Below are 17,265 nucleotides of genomic sequence, written 5' to 3'. Positions count from 1 at the left end.
CTGAGCTGCGTCGCGTCAGGCGAACTTCGCGCGCTACGCTGTGTTCCCGATGCTACAGCCGCAATGCAAGATCACCTCTATAACTCGGCTCAAGCGGACGGCCGGTCATCGGCGGTTTGACGAGTGCTCACGCGGCAAGGCGCCGCCTTGTCACGCGCACAACGTTGAGGGAAGTTATGAAGTCCATCGTCTCTGCTGTCCTTCTGGTCTCGGCTCTGTGTCTGTCCCAGGGCGCCGTCGCGGCCGACCTCGGCAGGGCTTACACCAAGGCGCCGCCCGCGCCGGTCGCATTCAGCTGGACCGGTTTTTATGCCGGCGTGCATGGCGGTTATGGCTGGAGCGATCCGACCGCGACCTTCGATCCGGGCGCGCTCGCAACCGGGACGGTCCCCGGCTATGTCGTCACGGGTGGCACGGGGCCGTTCTCCCTGGATGTGAGTCCCAAGGGTGGCTTCGGCGGCGGCCAAATCGGCTATAACTGGCAGTCCGGCACGTTTGTGTACGGTCTGGAGGCGGATGTCAGCGGCGCAGCCATCAAGGAGACGGCGAGCCGCCCCTTCAGCGTCACTGGAACGATCGGCGGCGACAATGGCGCCTTCACCGGCGTATTCAATCTCAAGCAGGAAATCGATGTCTTCGGCACGGTCCGCGGACGTCTCGGATACGCGGCGAACAATCTCTTGATCTACGGTACCGGTGGCTTCGCCTGGGGCCACGTCAAGAACAGCATCTTCACCTCCAATCTCGCCACGCCGAATATTGCCAATTTCAACGGCTTCTTCCCGGCCCTGACGCGAAGCGCGTCCTCGTCGGAAGTCCAGGTGGGTTTCTCCGCGGGTGGCGGCCTTGAATGGGCTTTCGACCCGCGCTGGACGTTCAAGGCCGAGTACATCTACATCAATCTCGGAAAGTCGAACGGCAATGCTCTTGCATTCCCCGGAGCGTCCTTCACGGACACCGAGGTTCAGCTTCATACCGCCAAGGGCGGCATCAACTATCGGTTCTGATCCGGCCGACATCAGCTCGGAGGATGGGTTTCGCCCTTGCGAAACCCATCGCCTCCATCCTGGTCATCATTCACGCACCGCCGGTGCGGCGAGCAGCATCCCTGATGAGTTTCGTAAGGGCTCTCCCATTCTACGCGCGGGTCGCGTAGAACCACATTCCGCCACGTCGCAGTCTCGTGTTCCCAAACAGGGTCGTGCTATCCCTTCCAGGAGGGTAGCCGGTCACCATATTCGGGCTGGAAGTCGTCACCTGAGGAAACGCGATGAAAGCCCCCGCAAATCTCGCCGAGAAGCTCGCAACGTTCACCGATCGCTTCTCCCCGCGAACCGTCGCGACCTATAACGACAACGACATCATGGTGGCCAAGCTCGAGGGGCCATTTCATTGGCACAAGCACGAGGACACGGACGACTTCTTTCTCGTGCTCAGCGGGACGCTCGACATCGAGCTGCGGGATCGCACGGTCACCCTCAACCCCGGCGAGGTCTTTGTCGTGCCGAAGGGCGTCGAGCACCGGCCGGTGGCGCATGGGGAAGTGCACATACTCTTGATCGAACCGACGGGGACACCGAATTCGGGAGACAAAGCCACGGCGGCGCCTCGTATCCTCGTCTGATCAACCCGCGCCCGTCATCAGGGGAAGAGCGCGGCTCTCACGAGAATGCGGTCCGAGAAGTGCCTACTCCTCGTCATCATCTTCGTCTTCGTCGTCCTCGTCGTCCTCTTCCACCTGCACGAGCACGGCGAGCGGCAGCGTCTCGCGGAACAGGTCGCCTTCCATGCCCATCCACAGGCACAGCACCTCGTTGTCCTTCACCTCCGCGACGGTCAGCGGCTGACCGCCGGATTTCAGCATCACGACATCGCCGGCCTTCAGATCCATGGATTGTCCTTTCGGGTTGATCGACAGGGCCGACGCTAACAGGCCGTCATGACAGGCCGATCACGCCGGCTGCCGGTGCCGAAAAGTATCCGCCGGTGTCCTCGCGGTACGCCTCAGCTGCGCTCGCTCGTAGCCGGCTGGTTCGGCAGGCACTGGTTGCTGAAATAGCCGATGGCATCGCGCGCGAAAGGAACATGGCAGAAGAAGCCGGTGGGACGGTATCGCACCCTGATGCGGTCCAGCTGCGCCATGGTCAGCGTCATGAACGCGTCCAGCCGGCGGGCCTGAAGCTGCAGCCTGTGCTCGTTGCTGTCGCGCGGCTTATCGAGCTTGCGATCATTGGGGCCGTCGTTGCCGGAGGCCGGAGCTTGCAACGCATTAGGCCCGCCGCGGAGCACCTCGAAGCAATGGTGCATCACCAGGACGTGGTGCTTGGCGCTCCACCAGTTGATGGTCACGACCTTCTGCAACGCATCGATCTCGCCATCCGCCCGCCTGGCACAGAGGTTGACGTAGGACTTCAGCCCATTGGCCGTCGGGTCGTTGCACAATTCGTCGCTGGGGCGTCCGGGATCGGCGCCATTGTAGATCGCGCCTCTGAACTGGGGGAGATTGGCTTCTGACTCGCAATCGAAATTATACTTGGTGAGCAGCGTTGCCGTCAGGGGATCCTGGTCCAGCGTGTGCTCTGCGGCCGGATCGCGCCCGAGGTCGCTGGGCCAGTCGATGTAGATCTCCGCCTTGCGCGCGAAGATGGCGCCGTTCCGCCGCAGCGACGTGCGCGCCTTCCAATAGTCCGACAGCGAGTCGAATGTTTTGGAGTCCACCGGGATGAAAGCGGGGGTTGCCTGCGCCTTCAGCGAGCCGAACTGCTCGCGCAGCATGGTCTCCTGCTGGATCTGCACGTCGGCGAAGGCATTGGAGATCTCGAGGAAGGTGTCTGTCGCCTTCTGCATGTCCGCCTTGGCCTGCTCGCCGACCTTCTGCTCATAGGAATTCAGATACTGGAAATATCCGCCCAGAAAGCCGGTCAGCAGGGTCACGGCCGTCAGTCCCTTGGTGACCGAGAGGCGGCTGTCCCAGGATTGAATTCTCTGCCAAAAGCCCGGCTCGCTTGCGGCCTGCGTGCGCGCTGCTTGGTCCGGAAGGTCCTGCTTCATTGTCGCCTCCAACTCACCACGCCCCGTGGCACGAGGCTACCGCAATCCCGGATTGCGGCTTGTGAAGCATTTCACTTCAAGTGAGGCAGGCGGGCTGCCGGATGTCGGGCGTCGGCAGCTCGTGGAGCGAGCGAGGAGGGTGTCTGGACCACCTCCCACGCGATGCGTCCGCGCGGAACGTCGCCTTGAATTCGCGGTCGGCATGACCTAGTTTTTCGACGTGCTGCACGGCGTCCTCCACCATCTTCGTCAACTCGCCAGAACGGCCATGTTCGTGGCGATATCTGCGTTCGTGCTTCAGGTCTCCCTGATTTCGGTCTCGCAGGTGAAGGCGGCTGTCGGCGACATGCCGATGCCGTCCGTCATGCTCAGCGGTTCCCTGCATTTCCACGATCAACTGGCAGGCCACGTGCATTCCCACGCCGGTGACGACGCCGAAGGCCACGTCCATGACGGGCCGGATCACGACGACGACGGCGCTCCAGGCGTGGCCTGGGACATGTTTGGCACCTCGATCGCCTCAGCGCAGGTCGTTCACCTGCCCAGCGCCTTCGAAGTGCTCGGCGCCATGGACCTGCCGCTCGCGCGGGCCATTGTCGGGGTGCGCCCCGAGGGACTCGTCCGGCCACCAAGTACCTTCAGCATCGCGTAGTCCCGGCGGCGTTTCGGCCGCCGCCTTTTCGCATGTCTGAAGGATCTTTCGATGTTCATGAATCAGCGCTGCCCGAAAGGGCGGCTCACAAGTCTTGGGCTGGCCGGCGCTGTCTGGTTGGCAAGCCTGTTCTTGGGTGTCTCGGGGGCCTTTGCCCATGAAGGGCACGATCACGGCGACGCCGAGAAGACGCCGGTCGTGTCCTCGGCATATCCAAGAATTGCCGCGCGCTCCGAGCTCTACGAAGTCGTCGGCATCCTGAAAGACGGCAAGCTGTCGATCTTCGTTGATGATGCAGTGACGAACGAGCCGGTTTCGGACGCCGCCTTGCAAGTCACGATCGGCGATTCCGACCCGATCGACGCATCAAGCCGGGAGGATGGCGTTTACACCGCCCCGATTCCGAACGGCATACCGCCCGGATCGGTCGAGGTGATCTTCTCGATCAGCGCCGGCAGGGGAAATGATCTGCTGGTCGACTCGTTCACGCCGCGTGCAGAGGTTCGGCCCGCGGCGCAGAAGCACGAGCACGGCTGGCTGCTCTCGAACCGAGCGGCCATCGCGGCCTCCATGCTCGCCGCCTTGGGGTTCGGCCTTCTCTTCGCCTATTGGAAGCGGCGTGGCCGCGGCATGGCCGCCTCCATGTCCGCCGTGATGGCAGGGGCCTTCGTCATTCTCGCGGCCATCATGTTCGGCGAGGGCCGGACGAATGCAACGCAACCAAATCCGCCGGATGCTCCCGCATTGAGCGACTCCCCGCGGCGCCTGCAAGACGGCACCGTCTTCGCGGCCAAGCCGACGCAGCGTCTGCTCGAGGTACGGACCGCTGCAGCCGAGCCGCAGACGATTCATCCCGCCGTCACCCTGATCGGCCGTGTCATGGCCGACCCCAACCGCAGCAGCATCGTGCAGAGCATCTACGGGGGCCGCGTGGTTCCGGGCGATGACGGCATCCCTCGCATCGGGCAAACCGTCCGCAAGGGCGATCTGCTCATTCGGATCGAGCCGCATCTGCCAATCGCCGATCGCACGACGATCCTCGAGAAGGTCGGCGAAATCGAGCAGCTGATGGCAATCACGGAGAACAAGCTGCGGCGTCTCCGGCCGCTGGCCGAACGCGGCGCGGTGCCGCAAGGCCAGGTGAATGACCTCGAAAGCGAATTAGAGGGCCTGCGGGCGCGCCGCGAAGCCGTTCGCAATTCCCGCACCGGGTTCGAGGAGCTGCGGGCATCGACCGACGGCATCATCACGTCATCCAGGGTCGCGCCGGGCCAGGTCATACAGCCGCAAGACGTCCTGTTTCAGATCGCAGACCCTCGCAGCCTTTGGGTCGAGGCACTCGCCTATGACGAAATAGGCTTGAAGCAGCCCGAAGCCGCAACGGCAATGGCCGCAAACGGGCAGCAGATCGCGCTGAGCTTCGTCGGAACGAGCCGGGCGCTGCGCCAGCATGCGTCCGTGGTTCAGTTCGCCATTCCGGAGCCACCAGCAGGTCTCAACATCGGTCAGCCGTTGAATGTGATGGTCCAGACCGGAGCGCCCGCGTCCGGCCTGATCGTGCCGCGCAATGCCGTCGTTCGAAGCGGCAACGGCGAGAATATCGTCTGGCTGCACACCGGGCCCGAGCGCTTCGAGCCCCGGCCGGTTCGCGTGGTGCCGGTGGACGCAGCCCGCGTCATCGTGGCCGCCGGTGTCAACGAAGGCGAACACATCGTCGTTCGCGGCACCGACCTCGTCAACCAGATCCGGTAGCCGACCATGTTCAAGCTCATCGTCCAGACAAGCTTGCGCAATCGCCTGTTCGTGCTGGCGGTCGCCGCCGCGCTGGTCGGCTACGGCCTGGTCGTCCTGCCGAGCGTTTCGGTCGACGTCCTGCCGGACATCAACCGTCCGACCGTCAACATCTTGACCGAGGCAGAGGGATTGGCGCCCCAGGAGGTCGAGCAGCTGGTGACGTTCCCGATCGAGACGTCGATGAACGGCATGCCCGGCGTCATCCGCGTGCGCTCGGTCTCGGGCGTTGGTCTGTCGGTCGTCTATGTCGAGTTCGACTGGGGCGTCGAAATCTACCGCGCCCGGCAATTCGTCTCGGAGCGGCTGGCGCTGATCCGCGAGCAATTGCCGGCTCCGGCCAATCCCCAGATGGGCCCGGTGACCTCGATCATGGGCGAGATCATGCTGATCGCGCTGACGAGCGATGGCACGGCTTCACCCATGGATGTGCGCGAGATCGCTGACTTCGTCGTCCGGCCGCAACTCCTCGCCATTCCCGGCGTCGCCCAGGTGATACCCATCGGCGGCGAGGTCCGCCAATACCGCGTGACGCCGAACGTCGCCACCATGCAGGCGCTCGGGGTCACCCACGATCAGATCGAGCAGGCGGTCGCAAGGTTCGGCACCAATAGCGGCGGCGGCTTCGTCGACCAGCATGGCCGCGAATATCTGATCCGCAATGTCGGTCTCACCAGGCGTATCGAGGACCTCCGCAACACCGTCGTCGTCACCCGCGGAGAGCAGCCGATCCTGCTGAAGCAGGTTGCCTCGGTTGATTTTGCCGCGCGGACCAAGCGCGGTGACGCCGGATATGACGGCAAGCCCGCCGTCATCGTCAGCGTCATGAAGCAGCCGGCTGCGGATACTGTGGCCTTGACGCGCAATGTCGAGTCCACGCTGAAGGACCTGCAACGCACAATGCGCGGCGGGATCAACGTCGCCAACGTGCAGTTCCGGCAGGCCACCTTCATCGAAACGTCGATCGGCAATGTCGAGCGCGCCCTGGCCGAGGCCGCAATCGTCGTAGCAATGGTCCTGTTCGTCTTCCTGATGAACGGTCGCGCCGCGTTCGTCTCGCTGACCGCCATTCCAATATCGATCCTGGTGACGGTCCTGGTGTTTCGCGCCTTCGGCCTCACGATCAACACCATGACGCTGGGCGGCCTCGCCATCGCGATCGGCGAGCTGGTCGACGATGCCGTGGTGGACGTCGAAAACATCCTGCGGCGCTTGCGCGAGAACGCTGCGTCGGGCACGCCGCGTCCTGTCCTCGACGTGATCTCCGGCGCGAGCCAGGAGGTTCGTTCCAGTATCGTCTATGCAACGATGATCATCGTTCTCGTCTTCGTGCCGCTGTTCGCCCTTCCGGGAATCGAAGGGCGGCTGTTCACGCCGCTTGGCGTGGCCTATGTGGTCTCGATCCTCGCTTCGCTCTTGACCTCGATCACGGTGACGCCGGTGCTGTCCTACTATCTGCTTTCGGGACGAGCTGATTCAGGTGACCGCGAGAGCTTTGTCGTCACGAAGCTGAAGCAGGCCAATCGGCGGGTGCTCGGCTGGGCCTTCGAGCGGCAGGGCCTGGTGCTGGTCTTCGTTGCCGCTGCGGTCGCGGTGGCGGGCTATGCCGCGAGCCAGATGCCGCGCAGCTTTCTTCCTCCCTTCAACGAGGGGACGCTGGTCCTGTCGCTGCAGTACAATCCAGGCATTTCGCTCGCGGAATCGAACCGTCTTGGCCTATTGGCGGAACAGTTGCTCGCAAAGGTGCCCGAGGTGAAATCGGTCGGGCGCCGCACCGGCCGCGCCGAGCTCGATGAGCACGCCGAAGGCGTGCACTACAGCGAGATCGATGTCGATCTCACACCGTCCAAGCGCCTGAAGGCGGACATCTATGCGAGCATCCGGGAAGTGCTGTCCGCGCTGCCGGCGTCGGTGGCCATCGGACAGCCGATCAGCCATCGCCTCGATCATCTCCAGTCGGGTATTCGTGCCCAGATCGTGCTCAAGATCTTCGGGCAGGACATCGAGATGTTGCGGCGGCTGTCCGAAACGGTGCGCCAGCGTCTGTCGACGATCCCGGGTCTGGTCGATCTCCAGGTCGAGAAGCAGGTGCTGATTCCGCAAGTGCGGGTCCAAATCGATCATGCCCGCGCCGCTCTTCACGGCCTGACGCCGGCTGCGGTCACACAGGCACTCGACGCGCTGTCCAATGGCCGGAAGGTCTCCCAGATCGTCGACGGCAATCGCCGTTTCGATGTCGTGATGCGCCTGTCGGAGCAAGACCGTTCGACAACGGGACTGCACAATTTGCTCATCCCGACCGGCTCGGAGTTCGTCCCGCTGAGCGCTTTGGCCGACATCGTCGAGACAGACGGGCCGAACCAGATTCAGCGTGAGGGGACCCAGCGCAGGATCGTCGTCTACGGCAACGGGGACGGACGCCGCGACATCGCCGATATCGCTGCCGACATTCAGAGGTCGGTTCGCGAACTCGATTTCCCGCAAGGCTACACGACCAGCCTCGAAGGCGCGTTCCAGGCCCAGCAGGAGGCGTCCTGGCGCATCGGCATTCTGTCGCTGGCGTCGATGGCGATGATCTTCGTCGTCCTCTACAGCCGCTACCGGTCGATCGCACTGGCGCTGATCATCATGGGCGGTATTCCGCTCGCCCTGATCGGCAGCGTCGCCGCGCTAGAGATCTCCGGGCAGCCCTTGTCGGTGGCCTCGATGATCGGCTTCATCACCCTGGCCGGCATCTCGGCGCGCAACGGCATCTTGAAGATCTCGCACTACATCAATCTCGCCATCCACGAAGGCGAGCGTTTCGGGGCCGGGCTGGTCATTCGAGGCAGCATGGAGCGCCTCAGTCCGGTTCTGATGACGGCGCTTTGCGCCGGATTGGCGCTCACGCCGCTCTTGATCGGCGCGGACGAGCCGGGCCGGGAAATCCTGCACCCCGTGGCCGTGACGATCTTCGGCGGCCTGCTCAGCGCCACGGTTCTCGACACAATCGTGACCCCGATTCTGTTTCTGATGTTCGGCCAGCAGCCGCTGCAGCGGCTGGTGGCCGGACACGCCGCAACGTTCACCCCCGCGGAAGCCTATTGATACGCGCGGAAAACCAAAGAGGAGCCCGCAATGAGAACGTATATCGGCCTCGCCATGACCGCTGTGATGATCGCGACGCTGGATGTTGCCGCGGCGCAGACCAAGGGCAGCAACGGCGGCCCCGTGGTCAAATCGCAAGGGCATCCGATCGAATTCGTCAGCAAGGGGACGGACATCGTCTTTTACGTTGGCGACGACGATGGATCGCCGCTTTCGACGAAGGATATGCGCGGACGCGCAACGATTCAGGATGGCGGCAAGACGGTCACCGTTGCGCTTGCGCCGGCCAATCCCAACATGATGACGGGAAAGCTGCAGGCCGAGTTGTCGCCGAAGGCGATCGTGGTGTTCTCCGGCAGCTTGCACGGTCATTCGCTGACCGCGAGATACGCTGCGCAATGATTGTTGCGCGAATGGCGTGCCACCCGCAAGCGCACCGCCGCGGAGGTCGCGACCATGACATAATACCCCTGTTTTGCCCGACGGATCAAACAGATTTCGTAAAATCCGTAAGCCCTTGATTTTGCAGCAGCCGGCTACTGTGCATGGGGTTGTTTTCGCAATTTTGTTTTGGGCCCTCGATCATGCCCGGTCGGGCAGCAGTTCACCGAGCGAGCGGATGATGCGGTCGGGCTTGACCGTCGAGCCCTCCGGCAGGCCCTCGCCATGCACGTCCATCCAGATCGCATAGATGCCGAGACGCTGCGGCGTCACGACTTCCCATTCCAGATTGTCGCCGATCATCCAGGTATCTCCGGCGGTGACGCCGAGCGCCTGCATCGCGTGCAGATAGGCGCGCTCCTCGGGCTTGCCGAAGCCGTGCTCGCCTTCGATCTGGATGTGGTCGAAGCGATGCGCCAGCTCGAAGCGCTCGACCTTGGCGCGCTGCATGTCGGCGGCGCCGTTGGTGACCAGCGCGAGCTTGATGCCGAGCGCCTTGAACCGGTCGATCGCCTCATGCGCGCCGGGAAAGACGAACATCTCCTCCTCGCGATAGGCGGTGAAGCGGTCGGCGAGGCGAATGGCGAGGTCGTCGGGCAAAGCGCGGTGGCCTGCGGCCGCGAGCGCGGCGAAGCCGCCCTTCACCGTCAGGTGCCGCGCCTCGGCGAGCTTCATCCGCCACGCTGCTTCCGCATTGGCCCAGAAGTTTCGCGCGAAGGCCAGCACCGCGGTTGCGACCATCGGCGGCGGCAGCGGGGCGAGTTCTTCGGCGAATTCGGCCGTGATCGTGTTCCAGGCGATCTCGGGCCGGCCATAGGCCGACAGGATGGTGTCGTCCATGTCGATCAACATCGCGCGCGGAAGCGGCGGCAGCACGGCGTTCATGGCCACTTCACCTCCGGCGGCAGCGACGACAGGATCGAGTCCACATTGCCGCCGGTCTTCAGTCCGAAGATGGTGCCGCGGTCGTAGAGCAGGTTGAACTCGACATAGCGGCCGCGTCGGATCAGTTGCTCCTCGCGGTCCGCAGCCGTCCAGGCGCTCGCGAAATTGCGCCGCACGATCTCGGGATAGATCTTCAGGAAGGCGCGGCCGACATCCTGGGTGAAGGCGAGGTCGGCGTCCCAGTCGCCGCTGTCGTGCCAGTCGTAGAAGATGCCGCCGATGCCGCGCGCCTCTTTCCGGTGCGGCAGGTAGAAATACTCGTCGCACCACTTCTTGTACTTGTCGTAATCGGCAACGCCGCTCGGCTGCGCGCAGGCCAGTTTCATCGCGGCGTGGAAGGCGATGCAGTCGGGATCGTCCTGCGTCCGCCTTCGCTCCAGCACCGGCGTCAGGTCGGCGCCGCCGCCGAACCAGGCCTTCGTGGTGACGACGAAGCGCGTGTTCATGTGCACGGCGGGAACGTTCGGATTGCGCATGTGCGCGATCAGCGAGATGCCGGAGGCCCAGAATTTTGGATCCTCCGCAGCGCCGGGGATCTGGGCCCGGAATTCGGGTGCGAACTCGCCGTGCACCGTCGAGCAATGCACGCCGACCTTCTCGAACAGCCGGCCGTGCATCATCGACATCACGCCGCCGCCGCCGGCCGCGCCAGAGTGGTCGGTGCGCTGCCAGGGCGTGCGCTTGAAGCGGCCGGGCTCGCCCGGATGGAGGCTTTGCGGCGCGTCGTCCTCGAGCCGCTCGAAGCTCGCGCAGATGTCGTCGCGCAGGGCTTCGAACCAGGCGCGGGCGCGGGCCTTGCGGTCTTCGATCGTCGTGTCGTCCATCTGCATTCCCGGTCGCTTACCACGTGGAGTGTGCCGTAGGGTGGGCAAAGGCGCCCTTGCGCCGTGCCCACGTCTCTTACCGTCATCTTGAATCGTGGGCACGCTCCGCTTTGCCCACCCTACAAAATCATTTCCTATCTGATGCCGAGCGATTTGTGCGTCTGCACGCTGAGCCGCCATTGCGGATGGTGCAGGCAGTAGTCGATCGCGCGCGCGGTGTTCTCGATGACTTCGGGCCCGTCCATCGGCTGCAGCGAGAAGCGTTCGAAGGCGAGATCCTCGAATGCTTCGGGCATCGCCAGCGCCTGCGGATAGACCAGCTTCAGCTCGTGGCCGCGCCGCAGCACCAGCTCGCTGCCGCCCTTGGGGCTGACACAGATCCAGTCGAGCCCATCAGGGGCTGCGATCGTGCCGTTGGTCTCGACGCCGATCTCGAAGCCTCTTGCGTGCAGCGCGTCGATCAGCGCAGCGTCGACCTGGAGCAGCGGCTCGCCGCCGGTCAGCACCACGTAGCGGTTGGCGGCAGCCGCTGTCCATTGCGCGGCGATGGTATCGGCGAGTTCCGCGGCCGAGCCGTAGCGCCCGCCGAGCGTGCCGTCGGTGCCGACGAAATCGGTGTCGCAGAACTTGCAAGTTGCCTCGCTGCGGTCGGCCTCGCGGCCGCTCCAGAGGTTGCAGCCGGCAAAGCGGCAGAACACCGACGCGCGCCCGGCATGGGCGCCTTCGCCTTGCAGGGTCAGGAAGATTTCCTTGACCGCGTAACTCAAGCCTCTCTCCTCAATCTCTCAAACTTGCGGGTTCCGGGTTTGCCGCAGCGCCTCGCCGGCGGCCATGGCCACGCTCATGGCCACATTGAGCGACCGCAGCCCCGCGTTGATCGGGATCACCAGGCGCGCATCGGCGGCCTCGACGACCGCGTCGGTGACGCCGGCGCTCTCGCGCCCGAATAGCAGGATGTCCGAGCTCTGGTAATGAAAATCGCGGTAATCGGTGGCAGCCTTGGTGGTGAACAGCAGCAGCCGCTGGCCCTGGCCTGCGCGCCAGTCCTCGAATGTCGCCCAGGAGACGTGGCGGGTCAGCCTGACATGGTCGAGGTAGTCCATTCCCGCCCGGCGGAACAGACGGTCGGACACGGGGAAGCCCGCGGGTTCTATGATATGGGCATCGAGCCCCAAGCAGGCACAGAGGCGAAGAATCGTGCCGGTGTTCTGGGGGATGTCAGGCTGGAAAAGCGCGATCTGCATGGGCGGCGGCGAGTTGGCTTGCGGGCGCAAAATGTCTCAATAAAACATCGCCCGCCCGGGAATTCGTGCATTGCACGCTCCCACGCCGTTAGCGGGCTTGCGCTCGCCCGGCAAGGGTGCCAATAGAACGATTCTGGACTGCTGTTTCACCCGTTTAGAGGTGAACAAGCCAAGTTCTGCCGCCGCGGGGGGCCGCGGGCGCCGGCAGCCTTTCCGGGGACCTCTTGGGCGCCCCTCGGAGCGGTTCCACCGGTAGCACAAGAAGAAAGGGTTGGAATCGTGACGACAGCGTCTTCGGCGGACCATCCGACACGCCGTGATTTCTTATTCGTTGCAACGGGGGCAGCTGCAGCAGTAGGGGGCGCGGCCGCGCTCTGGCCCTTCATCTCCCAAATGAATCCGGATGCCTCGACCATCGCCGCCGGTGCGCCGATCGAGGTCGATCTCAGCCCGATCGCGGAAGGTCAGGACATCAAGGTGTTCTGGCGCGGCAAGCCGATCTACATCAGCCACCGCACCAAGAAGCAGATCGACGAAGCGCGCGCCGTCAACGTGGCGAGCCTGCCCGATCCGCAGTCCGACGAGGCCCGCGTCAAGTCTGGTCACGAGCAGTGGCTGGTCGTGATCGGCATCTGCACCCACCTCGGCTGTATCCCGATCGCTCATGAAGGCAGCTACGACGGGTTCTTCTGCCCCTGCCATGGTTCGCAGTACGATTCGTCCGGCCGCATCCGCCAGGGGCCTGCGCCCTCGAACCTGCCGGTGCCGCCGTACCAGTTCGTTTCCGACACCAAAATCCAGATCGGCTGAGCTTCGGATCTTCGTCCGAAGCTTCGCGCCGTCTCGTCGTACTATTTCCTCAGGATCGCATCATGAGCGGACCATCCGACTACCAGCCGAGCAATCCGGCCCTGCAATGGATCGAGCGGCGTCTGCCGATCTTTGGTCTCATCCACTCCTCCTTCGTCGCCTATCCCACCCCGCGCAACCTGAACTATTGGTGGACCTTCGGCGCCATCCTCTCCTTCATGCTCGGGATGCAGATCCTGACCGGCGTGATCCTGGCGATGCACTACACGCCGAACGCCGATCTCGCCTTCAAGTCGGTCGAGCTGATCGTCCGTGACGTGAACTACGGCTGGCTGCTGCGCAACATGCACGCGGTCGGCGCCTCGATGTTCTTCGTCGCCGTCTACGTCCACATGTTCCGCGGCCTGTACTACGGGTCTTACAAGGAGCCGCGCGAGGTGCTGTGGATCCTCGGCGTCATCATCTACCTCCTGATGATGGCGACCGGCTTCATGGGCTACGTGCTGCCGTGGGGCCAGATGAGCTTCTGGGGCGCCACCGTCATCACCAACCTGTTCTCCGCCATTCCCTATGTCGGCGAGAGCATCGTGACGCTGCTGTGGGGCGGCTATGCGGTCGGCAACCCGACGCTGAACCGCTTCTTCTCGCTGCACTATCTCTTGCCGTTCGTGATCGCGGGCGTCGTCGTGCTGCACGTCTGGGCGCTGCACGTCGCCGGCCAGAACAACCCTGATGGCGTCGAGCCGAAGACGGAAAAGGACACGGTGCCGTTCACGCCGCATGCCACCATCAAGGACATGTTCGGCGTCACCTGCTTCATGCTGCTGTACGCCTGGTTCATCTTCTACATGCCGAACTATCTCGGCGACGCCGACAACTACATTCCGGCGAACCCGGGCGTGACGCCGCCGCACATCGTGCCGGAATGGTATTACCTGCCGTTCTACGCGATCCTGCGCTCGATTCCGAACAAGCTCGCGGGCGTCATCGCGATGTTCGGAGCGATCATCATCCTGTGCTTCCTGCCCTGGCTCGATGCCGCCAAGACGAAGTCGTCGAAGTACCGTCCGCTCGCCAAGCAGTTCTTCTGGATCTTCGTCGTGGTCTGCATTCTGCTCGGCTATCTCGGTGCGCAGCCGCCGGAGGGCATCTACGTGGTCGCCGGCCGCGTCCTGACGGTCTGCTACTTCGCCTACTTCCTGATCGTGCTGCCGCTGCTCTCGCGCATCGAGAAGCCGCGGCCGGTGCCGAACTCGATCTCGGATGCCGTGCTGGCCAAGACCGGCAGCCGGTCGACGCCGATGGTCTCGACCGCGATCGTGCTGGCGCTCGCCGGTTCGCTGTTCGCGGGCTCGATCGACAGCGCGAAGGCGTCCGAAGGCAGCGACACGCCCCCCGGCAACAAATGGTCGTTCTCGGGCCCTTTCGGTAAGTTCGATCGCGGCGCGCTGCAGCGCGGCCTGAAGGTCTACAAGGAGGTCTGCGCCAGCTGCCACGGCCTGTCCTACATCGCCTTCCGCAACCTCGCCGAGCCCGGCGGGCCCAGCTATTCCGTGGCGCAGGCGGCGGCCTTCGCCTCCGAGTATAAGGTCAAGGACGGTCCGAACGATGCCGGCGACATGTTCGAGCGGCCGGGCCGGCCGGCGGACTATTTCCCCTCGCCGTTCCCGAACGAGCAGGCCGCGCGTGCGGCGAACGGCGGCGCGGCGCCGCCCGACCTGTCCCTGATTACCAAGGCGCGCTCCTATAAGCGCGGCTTCCCCTGGTTCATCTTCGACGTCTTCACCCAGTACCAGGAGCAGGGGCCCGACTATGTCGCCGCGGTGCTCCAGGGCTATGAGGAGAAGGTGCCGGAGGGCGTCACCATCCCGGAGGGCTCGTACTACAACAAGTACTTCCCCGGTCACGCCATCAAGATGCCGAAGCCGCTCAGCGACGGCCAGGTGACCTTTGACGACGGCGCGCCGACCACGGTCGCGCAGTACGCCAAGGACGTCACCACCTTCCTGATGTGGACCGCCGAGCCGCACATGGAAGCGCGCAAGCGCCTCGGCTTCCAGGTCTTCGTGTTCCTGATCATCTTCGCGGGCCTAATGTACTTCACCAAGAAGAAGGTCTGGGCCGACTCGCACTGAGCGGCTTGGCGCGAAACGAGAATGAAGAAGCCCCCGCAAGGGGGCTTTTTTGTTGAGCCGTCATTCCGGGGCGATGCGTAGCATCGAACCCGGAATCCATTCATCCACCAGCTCCGCGGCCCAATGGATTCCGGGCTCGCGCTATCGCGCGCCCCGGAATGACGAGAGTGTGGATTGCGTCACACCCCCGCACCCGCCAAAATACCGCCAACCGATCCCCCAGAAACTCACCGGAGGACACCATGGGAACCAGCATCACCTTCAAGCGCCCGGACGGCAAGGACGCCTCGGGCTATCTCGCCAACGCCGCGCGCGGCAATGCGCCGGGCGTGGTCGTGATCCAGGAATGGTGGGGCCTGTCGGACCAGATCAAGGGCCTGTGCGACCGCTTCGCGCTGGCCGGTTTCGACGCGCTGGCGCCCGATCTCTACAAGGGCAAGGTGGTGCCGTATCACGATACGGACAGCGCCAACAAGGAGATGAACTCGCTCGACTTCATGGACGCCACTACGCAGACCGTCCGCGGTGCCGCGCAATATCTGTCGCGCAACGGCGCCAAGGTCGGGCTGACCGGCTTCTGCCTCGGCGGCGCCGTCACCATCATCGGCGCGACCAAGATCCCGGAGCTCGCGGCCGGCGTCGTGTTCTACGGCATCCCGCCCGAGCAGGCCGCCAAGCCCGCCGACGTCAAGATCCCGCTCCAGGCCCATTTCGCCAACAAGGACGATTGGTGCACGCCGGAGCTGGTCAATGGTTTCGAGAAGGCCATGAAGGCGGCCGGCAAGTCGCTGGAGCTGTTCCGCTATGACGCCGAGCACGCCTTCGTCAACGAGCAGCGCCAGGCCGTGCACGACCGCGAAGCCGCCGAACTCGCCTGGGGCCGGGCGACGGAGTTTTTCCGGAAGCATCTGGGGTAGCAGCAGCAGTGGTGCGGGTCGATCTGCGCACGTGTTGCAATCGCTATTGATAACAGCTCGCTGCAATCATAGGCTGCAGCCGTGTAGCCCTTCGCTACGCGACTGTGGAGGGGGTGATGATTGTGGATGGTCGGTTGACGACGGTTGTTTTGCCTCGCGAGCGGCTGGACGCGCCCGAGGACCCTGAGAAGGCCGAATATCTAACCCACGCGGTGGTCGACTACGTCAACCAAATGCAACGCGTCGGCGTGTACTCCGGACGTGAACTGCCCGCTGTGGCCATGCAGGCCTATCACGCAGACTACTATCTCGCTCAGGTCAACAACGGCGGTCACAGCCAGTTCATCGGTAACACGGGCGTTTCGTTGCTTCCCACGACGTCTGGCGATGCGCTCGCCGGACTCGAGGCGATGGGAGCGAGCGCGCAACATCGTATATTGCAGGAAATGATCGCCTGGGTAGGGGATAATCCCCAAGAGAGCGTGCAGCAGAATGGCTTCGAGAACCGAGCCTCGGCGCTCGATGCGCTTGATCGTCGCTTCTATGAAGCAGAACGACAGCAACCAATGAAACAACTTGCAGCCCGATGGATCGCAAGCTGGCCCGAATTGCATGCTGTCGCTCAGGAACAGTATGCCTCCGAAATCGAACGGCTTGCGCAACTTAACCCACATCTGTCGCAACGTCGGATCTGGCTGAGCGTTCGCCACATCAGCTCTCAGATCACCGACCGCCTGCAGCTCACGATCGCCGCCGCGTGCGGGGCGGTGAGGCCTGACCCGGAGCTCAAGGTTCAGGCGTTCGCGGGAAGCAATATGGATGCTGAAGGGGTGCAGGGCATTGCCATTGGCGTCAAGACTGACAAGGGTTCGCGCCTGTGCGTTTACGAGGAGGCGGGTGGAGAACTTTACGAATTCGGCCCAGGCAGCCAGAGCCCGAAGCCGTCGGACATGCATGAAGTATTGAAGAGCTTTCCGCCCACACTGGTGGGCGCGCGGTTGTCGACGGTAGGCGCTGACACGATCCGGAATTTCTTGAGAGTTGCCGAGCAAAATCTGGCGGCCGAGGCCATCGACCTGCTGTTGCGAAAGTTGGATCTGGATCCGGCCGCGATGATCACGGCGCTACGCGTGAGCGACGATCATGCCACATGGTGTGCGGTCACAGGAAAGACAGGTGTTATGGTTGAAACCTTGGCTGACCGTAGCAATGTCGTCGAACCCGACGGTGAACTTCCGCTCACGGTAACGCGAGCCGAGATCGAGCGTCATGCTTCGGACGCGGCCATAGGGCGCGACAGCCTGCAGATGCGGGCTTGAAGCGGCTGAGACCTGGCCGTCGCCATTTTGGCGATTGAAGCCGCCCCAG

General features: G+C 63.8%; 16 protein-coding genes. 10 read left to right on the top strand and 6 right to left on the bottom strand.

The features are described 5' to 3' along the window. Positions 1-176 precede the first annotated feature (176 nt). Together ACNJYA_RS31725 and ACNJYA_RS31720 are read left to right on the top strand one after the other, a co-directional pair. On the top strand, positions 177-1,007 hold the full coding sequence (locus ACNJYA_RS31725; protein ID WP_439364343.1) for an outer membrane protein: 831 nt from the start codon (positions 177-179) through the stop codon (positions 1,005-1,007). A 263-nt stretch (positions 1,008-1,270) separates the two neighbouring features. After that, on the top strand, positions 1,271-1,624 hold the full coding sequence (locus ACNJYA_RS31720) for a cupin domain-containing protein (RefSeq protein WP_025038166.1): 354 nt from the start codon (positions 1,271-1,273) through the stop codon (positions 1,622-1,624). Positions 1,625-1,687: 63 nt separating this feature from the next. On the opposite strand, the gene ACNJYA_RS31715 is transcribed toward ACNJYA_RS31720, so the two are convergent. Beyond that, entirely contained in the window at positions 1,688-1,891 is a 204-nt protein-coding gene (locus ACNJYA_RS31715) for a YodC family protein (RefSeq protein ID WP_172785906.1), read from the bottom strand. A 113-nt stretch (positions 1,892-2,004) separates the two neighbouring features. Next, positions 2,005-3,051, bottom strand: coding sequence for a hypothetical protein (locus ACNJYA_RS31710; protein ID WP_439364342.1), 1,047 nt, complete (start codon positions 3,049-3,051; stop codon positions 2,005-2,007). Between the two features lie 268 nt (positions 3,052-3,319). On the opposite strand from ACNJYA_RS31710, the gene ACNJYA_RS31705 reads away from it, so the two are divergent. Genes ACNJYA_RS31705 through ACNJYA_RS31690 form a run of 4 tightly spaced genes read left to right on the top strand, consistent with a single transcriptional unit; the run spans position 3,320 to position 8,983 of the window. After that, positions 3,320-3,703 (top strand): hypothetical protein, encoded by a 384-nt coding sequence (locus ACNJYA_RS31705; RefSeq protein ID WP_172785908.1) that lies wholly within the window; start codon positions 3,320-3,322, stop codon positions 3,701-3,703. A gap of 51 nt (positions 3,704-3,754) precedes the next feature. Further along, positions 3,755-5,455, top strand: coding sequence for an efflux RND transporter periplasmic adaptor subunit (locus ACNJYA_RS31700; RefSeq protein ID WP_439364341.1), 1,701 nt, complete (start codon positions 3,755-3,757; stop codon positions 5,453-5,455). Between the two features lie 6 nt (positions 5,456-5,461). Next, positions 5,462-8,581: an efflux RND transporter permease subunit gene (locus tag ACNJYA_RS31695; RefSeq protein ID WP_439364340.1), complete on the top strand. Its 3,120-nt coding sequence runs from the start codon at positions 5,462-5,464 to the stop codon at positions 8,579-8,581. 30 nt (positions 8,582-8,611) lie between these two features. Next, positions 8,612-8,983 carry a hypothetical protein gene (locus tag ACNJYA_RS31690; protein ID WP_439364339.1) on the top strand — a complete coding sequence of 124 codons (372 nt, stop codon included), beginning with the start codon at positions 8,612-8,614 and terminating at the stop codon, positions 8,981-8,983. A 180-nt stretch (positions 8,984-9,163) separates the two neighbouring features. Here the strand turns inward: ACNJYA_RS31690 and ACNJYA_RS31685 are convergent, their stop codons facing one another. From ACNJYA_RS31685 to ACNJYA_RS31670, 4 genes are all read right to left on the bottom strand, one after another. Continuing rightward, positions 9,164-9,907, bottom strand: coding sequence for an HAD family hydrolase (locus ACNJYA_RS31685; protein WP_172785965.1), 744 nt, complete (start codon positions 9,905-9,907; stop codon positions 9,164-9,166). Further along, complete coding sequence (gene hemF, locus ACNJYA_RS31680) at positions 9,904-10,791, bottom strand: oxygen-dependent coproporphyrinogen oxidase (protein ID WP_439401297.1); 888 nt, start codon at positions 10,789-10,791, stop codon at positions 9,904-9,906. The genes ACNJYA_RS31685 and hemF overlap by 4 nt, the downstream gene beginning before the upstream one ends. Positions 10,792-10,925: 134 nt before the next feature. Then, entirely contained in the window at positions 10,926-11,558 is a 633-nt protein-coding gene (gene queE, locus ACNJYA_RS31675) for a 7-carboxy-7-deazaguanine synthase (RefSeq protein WP_172785911.1), read from the bottom strand. Between the two features lie 18 nt (positions 11,559-11,576). Then, positions 11,577-12,035 (bottom strand): tRNA (cytidine(34)-2'-O)-methyltransferase, encoded by a 459-nt coding sequence (locus ACNJYA_RS31670; protein ID WP_172785912.1) that lies wholly within the window; start codon positions 12,033-12,035, stop codon positions 11,577-11,579. Positions 12,036-12,314: 279 nt separating this feature from the next. On the opposite strand from ACNJYA_RS31670, the gene petA reads away from it, so the two are divergent. The 4 genes from petA to ACNJYA_RS31650 all read left to right on the top strand — a co-directional run bounded on the left by petA (position 12,315) and on the right by ACNJYA_RS31650 (position 17,216). Beyond that, a complete protein-coding gene (petA, locus tag ACNJYA_RS31665; RefSeq protein WP_172785913.1) occupies positions 12,315-12,845 on the top strand; it encodes a ubiquinol-cytochrome c reductase iron-sulfur subunit in 531 nt (176 codons plus the stop codon). A 62-nt stretch (positions 12,846-12,907) separates the two neighbouring features. Next, positions 12,908-14,980: a cytochrome b/c1 gene (fbcH, locus tag ACNJYA_RS31660; RefSeq protein ID WP_172785914.1), complete on the top strand. Its 2,073-nt coding sequence runs from the start codon at positions 12,908-12,910 to the stop codon at positions 14,978-14,980. A 242-nt stretch (positions 14,981-15,222) separates the two neighbouring features. After that, positions 15,223-15,897, top strand: a complete 675-nt coding sequence (locus ACNJYA_RS31655) for a dienelactone hydrolase family protein (protein WP_025038157.1) — start codon at positions 15,223-15,225, stop codon at positions 15,895-15,897. 116 nt (positions 15,898-16,013) lie between these two features. Next, the gene (locus ACNJYA_RS31650; RefSeq protein ID WP_439401296.1) at positions 16,014-17,216 is read left to right on the top strand and encodes a DMP19 family protein; all 1,203 of its coding nucleotides are present in this window, start codon (positions 16,014-16,016) and stop codon (positions 17,214-17,216) included. Positions 17,217-17,265 lie beyond the last annotated feature (49 nt).

The organism is Bradyrhizobium sp. BLXBL-01, from assembly GCF_051853025.1.
Classification (GTDB): Bacteria; Pseudomonadota; Alphaproteobacteria; order Rhizobiales; family Xanthobacteraceae; genus Bradyrhizobium.
Note: the sequence above shows the minus strand (reverse complement) of the source record. Positions and strands in the feature narration are given on the sequence as shown.

Excerpts from the sequence above, each read along its gene's own strand:
- ACNJYA_RS31725 (WP_439364343.1), top strand. The coding sequence starts at position 177 with ATGAAGTCCATCGTCTCTGCTGTCCTTCTGGTCTCGGCTCTGTGTCTG.
- ACNJYA_RS31720 (WP_025038166.1), top strand. The coding sequence starts at position 1,271 with ATGAAAGCCCCCGCAAATCTCGCCGAGAAGCTCGCAACGTTCACCGAT.
- ACNJYA_RS31715 (WP_172785906.1), bottom strand. The coding sequence starts at position 1,891 with ATGGATCTGAAGGCCGGCGATGTCGTGATGCTGAAATCCGGCGGTCAG.
- ACNJYA_RS31710 (WP_439364342.1), bottom strand. The coding sequence starts at position 3,051 with ATGAAGCAGGACCTTCCGGACCAAGCAGCGCGCACGCAGGCCGCAAGC.
- ACNJYA_RS31705 (WP_172785908.1), top strand. The coding sequence starts at position 3,320 with ATGTTCGTGGCGATATCTGCGTTCGTGCTTCAGGTCTCCCTGATTTCG.
- ACNJYA_RS31700 (WP_439364341.1), top strand. The coding sequence starts at position 3,755 with ATGTTCATGAATCAGCGCTGCCCGAAAGGGCGGCTCACAAGTCTTGGG.
- ACNJYA_RS31695 (WP_439364340.1), top strand. The coding sequence starts at position 5,462 with ATGTTCAAGCTCATCGTCCAGACAAGCTTGCGCAATCGCCTGTTCGTG.
- ACNJYA_RS31690 (WP_439364339.1), top strand. The coding sequence starts at position 8,612 with ATGAGAACGTATATCGGCCTCGCCATGACCGCTGTGATGATCGCGACG.
- ACNJYA_RS31685 (WP_172785965.1), bottom strand. The coding sequence starts at position 9,907 with ATGAACGCCGTGCTGCCGCCGCTTCCGCGCGCGATGTTGATCGACATG.
- hemF (WP_439401297.1), bottom strand. The coding sequence starts at position 10,791 with ATGGACGACACGACGATCGAAGACCGCAAGGCCCGCGCCCGCGCCTGG.
- ACNJYA_RS31670 (WP_172785912.1), bottom strand. The coding sequence starts at position 12,035 with ATGCAGATCGCGCTTTTCCAGCCTGACATCCCCCAGAACACCGGCACG.
- fbcH (WP_172785914.1), top strand. The coding sequence starts at position 12,908 with ATGAGCGGACCATCCGACTACCAGCCGAGCAATCCGGCCCTGCAATGG.
- ACNJYA_RS31655 (WP_025038157.1), top strand. The coding sequence starts at position 15,223 with ATGGGAACCAGCATCACCTTCAAGCGCCCGGACGGCAAGGACGCCTCG.
- ACNJYA_RS31650 (WP_439401296.1), top strand. The coding sequence starts at position 16,014 with ATGATTGTGGATGGTCGGTTGACGACGGTTGTTTTGCCTCGCGAGCGG.